General features: G+C 56.7%; 2 protein-coding genes. One reads left to right on the top strand and one right to left on the bottom strand.

Annotated features, from left to right (window positions below):
* Window positions 1-543 precede the first annotated feature (543 nt).
* On the top strand, window positions 544-4,290 hold the full coding sequence (locus ABX962_RS29870) for a CHAT domain-containing protein (protein WP_372725012.1): 3,747 nt from the start codon (window positions 544-546) through the stop codon (window positions 4,288-4,290).
* Window positions 4,291-4,593: 303 nt separating this feature from the next.
* On the opposite strand, the gene ABX962_RS29865 is transcribed toward ABX962_RS29870, so the two are convergent.
* A partial coding sequence (locus tag ABX962_RS29865; protein WP_372725010.1) for an FKBP-type peptidyl-prolyl cis-trans isomerase occupies window positions 4,594-5,029 on the bottom strand: 436 nt, incomplete at its 5' end.

Here is a 5,029-nt window from a genome sequence, read left to right as displayed (position 1 = left end):
CATCTTTTAACCGTTTCGCTGCAACTTAGGTACGTTGCACTGTGGCCGCAACACCTGCCGTCGCTTCGCGACTTTGTGCGCCGGGGTGCGTCCTCTTCCACGGACTCACGTCCGTGGCTTTAGCTTGTCGTCACTTCGTGACTGATCGTTCGCTAGCTTCCGCGTGAGAATCGAGGCTCCATCTGCTGCAATTGGAGTGCCGATGCAGAACAGGGCGAGCGCATTGGGGTTGGCTGCGTGATTGCGATCACATCTTCGGCTGCACGGTCGCCACCCCAAACTAGGTATTGTCATTCATTTTGGTGCAGCGGAAGTCTCCAAGACGTTCGTTTGATTAATGTTTGCCCCGACACTCTTGACGAGTTCCACTACGAAATGCTTCACAGTGTAACCCGAGCTGAGATGCTGGACGGCTGCGCCACGATGACGTATTGTTGAGGCGAAATCGTGGGAACCAATTCCCACTGCCCGCGTCTAAGCGGTTTTCGCAGAACCATGGAAAAGGGGTAGACGATGTTCCGTTGGCAGTATGCCAGATTCTTGATGGCCGCATTGCTAATTTGCACTGCGGGAAATTTTGCGGTTCAGGCCCAGTCGATCGATGCCTCCTTTCGGATCGATGCGAGCAAGGGAAGCATCGAGACGTATCACGAAACCGGCCCTGTTGCGATTCATCTAGCGAATAACAATCGGGTGATCGCTTGCGAATTCGCACCGAACCCGTCGAGGCGTGCATTGGCCGCTCGCATTACGGCGTTTGTCGTTTTTGATCTGACAAGCGGACGAGAGATCAGCCGACTGCCGTATTCGGCAGACTTTGTCTCGCAGAAATCAGCCTGTTCGCCCGACGGACGCTATCTGGTCATCTGTGAAAGGGAATCGGCGAAACTTTTCGATCTGGATACGCAATCGTTGGTGCGGTCATGGCCGGTGAAATATGGGCGGGCATTTCCGGTCATTGCCCCGAGTGGAGCAACCTTGGCGTTGTGCCGGGAACGTGAGATTACGCTGTGGCAGCTACCAAGCGGTGAACCGGCCGGGCAGATTCCGGACCACCCCACCGACATTGTTAACGCTGCGTTTGACGACGAAGGAAAATACTTTCTTTCGAGCTGCGGTGAGATGACACGACGTTGGGATTTGGATAGTAAATCGCCGGTCACGGTTCCGGTAGAGCATCGGTTGCTGTGGTATCTAGCGACCGATCGGCAAGGAGAGAAGGTTTACGGGACGCATCATATCCATGCCGGGGAAGGGGGCGCGGCCAGCTTTGATATGCGGTCGGGGCGACGAGGATTGTATCTGAAAAATCACTATTCGATGGAGACCGATCCCGACAACGACCGGCTGTACACAATCAACAGCTATGGCGATGAGTCGATCGATGCGGTGCAAGTACGGCGGCTCTCGGATCCGGACGAAGTGAAATACCTGCCCTTCGGTCCGCAGGTGCGGGAAGCCCTCAGTCGCGAAAAAGTTGGTTTTGTTGACGACCTTCGCTTGTCGCCGGACCGACGGTATTTAATGGTTCGGCTGGAATTTGGCCGCCTGTCACAAATCTGGAAAGTCGATGATCAGTTCGAGCAAAAATTGACTGCATCCGACTCGGGACTTGAACGTCGGTATGTGCCTGAGCAACCAAAGGTGGAAAAGAAAACCCGCGAAGAACTGTTCCTGGAAGAGATCAAAGGGATCACCTACAAGGTCAATGATTTGAAGGAACAAGGAGCCGTGAAACAGGCCGAGCAGGAGATCGAAGCGTTGCTGGCCGCGGGACGACGTCGTTTGCAACGGGCACCAAAACGGCATCAGCTGCTGATTGGACAGTGCGGGCAAGCTTATCGAAACGGTCTAAGGCAACCCGAGAAAGCACTTCCACTGTTTATCAAAGCGGCTGAGATGGCCGAAGCCGGCAATCGATTCGATTCGCGTTGGGAGTATCTGGTCAAGCAGACTTCTTGGACCTATCGCGATTTGGGCGATCAAGCCGCAGCAGCGAAGGCACTTCGACGCGTCGTGGATCGACGCCGTGCCGATGGTAAGCCGTTTGACGTATCGAACAACATCATACTTGCCGAGCTGATATTTGATCGCGACGATCCGGAGGTCGCGTCGGAGGCGATCGAGTTGCTGATTCAGGCCTGGACACGCGTCAAAACCGAGGAAGGGACGTTGTCCTCGAGGGCACGCGGACTTTACGATCAAGTCGCAGAGTTTGTAAAGCAGGCGGATCGGTGGGAGGTGCTCGAACCGATTCTGGTCGAACAGCTGGCCGCCCACGAGCTTCACTTGGGCGCGAACCACCCCGACACTGCGCAAGCAGCACTGCAGCTTGCTCAGTTGTACGAGCGGCTTGGCCGGCCGAGCGAAGCGCTCGCGCTGATGGATCGGAACCAACGGACGCTGCGTGATCACGTCGCCCGATTACTACCGCTGTTGTCCGAGCAGGAGCAGGGCGACTTTTTGAAGGAACATTTTCGGCCGTCGCTGCTTGCGGCGTTCGCGATGGCAGTGCGACTGCAGGAACATCCCGACGCGGCCACGATCTCGGCTGGCTGGATCTTGAATGCGAAAGGAGCGGCAACTCGGGTGCTGGCCGAACGAGCACGGACTGTCGCGTCGACGCAGGATCCAGCGGTGCGGTCGATCGCGAGCGAATTGGCTGAGACAAGAAATCGGATTTCGTCGGTTAGCTTAGTGGTAGCGCAAACGCCCGATATCGGCTTGAATAGGAAAAGCGAAGAACGCAGCGAACTTGCACAACTTCGCAAGCGTGAATCCGAACTCTCTTGGCAGCTTGGTCAGGCGGGGTGGACCGAATTGCGACAGGAACCGTGGACCGACCTGGACGATGTCCGGCAAAGAATTCCTGAGGATTCGGTCTTGATCGAGCTGACGGTGACCACACCGCTCGGCAGACTTAAAGATCGCGTGACCGAGAACTTTGGTCGTGTCTCGCGGATCGGAATCGATTCGGGAGATCCCAAGGTGATTGCCTGGATCATTCCTCCGGCGGGTCAGGGCGAAGTGCGAATGATCGTCCTCTGCCAACAATGGGAAACGTTGTCGCGTCCGTTAGCGCATTTTCACGAGATTTTGCGTGGACAGATCATCTCCAATCATCCCGAAGCTGAAATCGCAAGATGTCTGCAGGAGATGTCAACGTATTTGACGGAACCGCTGCCGGCCGATGTGTGGGAGAAGAAGAAGTGGTTGATCTCGCCCGATCACCGGCTGTGGACCGCTCCCTGGGCTGCGTTTCCAGGCAAGGAGAAAGGTTTCCTGGTCCAGAGCCATGAAGTGCGGTATTTGCAGAGCGGTCGTGATTTGTTGCCCCTTGCTTCACTGGATCACCAATCGCCGCCGATGATCGTAGCCGCCCCGGACTATGGAGCCGCCAATGACGATGGAAACGGGCAAGACGGCGGCACGGAATCGGGGCCGTTTGTGGCGCTTCCGGGAACCGCCGAGGAAGCTCGTAGCGTGCTGCCCTATCTGCGTGAATTGGCGGGCAATGAGCCCAAGGTTTACCTTGGTGCCGAAGCGGAAGAGGCTGTCGTTAAAGCAGCCAAGCGTCCTCAGGTGGCGGTGTTCAGTACGCACGGATTTTCTGAACCTCGACTCAACCAGCATCCTCTGGCGACCTGTGGGTTGGCATTTCGAAACGCCAACACCGCGATCGAAGGAACCGGTGACGGCGTGCTGACAGGATTGGAAGTGTTGGCTACTGACTATCGAGGCACGGAGTTGGTCGTCCTGAGTGCTTGTCAAACTGGATTGGGCACCATCCAGGATGGCGAAGGCGTGGCCGGGCTGAGGCTTGCATTCCAGTTGGCTGGTGCACGCAACGTTGCCGCAACGCTGTGGTCGATCCCCGACAAGATCACTGCGGAAATGATGACGGAGTTTTTTAAACACTACGCGTCGGGTCATGAGGCATCGTCGGCGCTGCGTCTGGCCCAACTGGCAATCATCAAAAAGTTCACCGATGCCGGGTATCGGCCTTCACCACGGCTGTGGGCAGCGTTCACGATCGCGGGGCCTCCGCCGGAAAGATTGTTGCCGAATAAGGCAGCGGTTCAGATGGCACCGACCTTGCCGGATTCCGGTCGCGAGATGCGGACTTGGCGAAGCGCCGATGGCAAGTATTCGGTGCGGGCTGAGTTCGTTTCTAGCGATGGTCAGAACGTCGTTCTGCGACGTACGGACGGCACCGAGACTCGAGTGCCACTCGAGAAGCTGCATGCCGAGGACCGTCAAGCGATCGAAACGCTGAAGTCCAACATGTAGAGACACGGCGGCCAACGTGGTCGAGAAGGTTGAGCGGTCGTTGACGCGAGGGTTGGATGAACTTTTTCGGGATCTCCTCGCCTGATGAGAACCGAGGCTAAAACTTGGCAGCGGTGAGTGATTCCCCAATGCTACCTACTTTTGCAGTAGACGGGTGTTTTTCTTAGCGGAGCGGCGAGGGGCCCGGCCGCTGACGCGTTTTGAAGTTGCGCTATTTGCTGTCGCGGAGCAACATATTTCGGTAGCCTCGGACTTTAGGCCGAGGATTTTCTTACGACGCGAATGCTTGGCTGTGCTGCAGCATTAGTCGACGTCGACGAGTTCGACGATGAAGTGCAGGTGCGAGTGAGGAGGAATGGAGCCTGGGGAACCGCGTTCGCCGTAGCCGAGCTTCGATGGCACCCACAGTTCGATCATCCCGCCTTCGCCAACGAGCTGCATGCCTTCGGTCCAACCGGCGATGACATTTTGCAACGGAAAGGTGGTTGGTTTGCCTCGCTCGTAGGAGCTGTCAAACACTTTGCCACTGTTGAGCCAGCCACGATAGTGGACGGTCACGGTGTCGTCGGCAGTCGGTTTCACTCCGTCGGACCTGCGTAGAATCCGATACTTCAATCCTGAGTCGGTCGCCGAGAATTCGAGGTCGGCATCCTCATCCATTGACCCCGTTCCGGATCGCAGTTCGGGACTGTCGACAAACGAGACTTGTTGATATCTCGCCTTTGCGGCATCCGGAGAT

Origin of the sequence: Novipirellula sp. (genome assembly GCF_041583735.1) — a bacterium.
Classification (GTDB): domain Bacteria; phylum Planctomycetota; class Planctomycetia; order Pirellulales; family Pirellulaceae; genus Novipirellula.
This window is presented reverse-complemented; position numbering and strand designations above follow the sequence as displayed.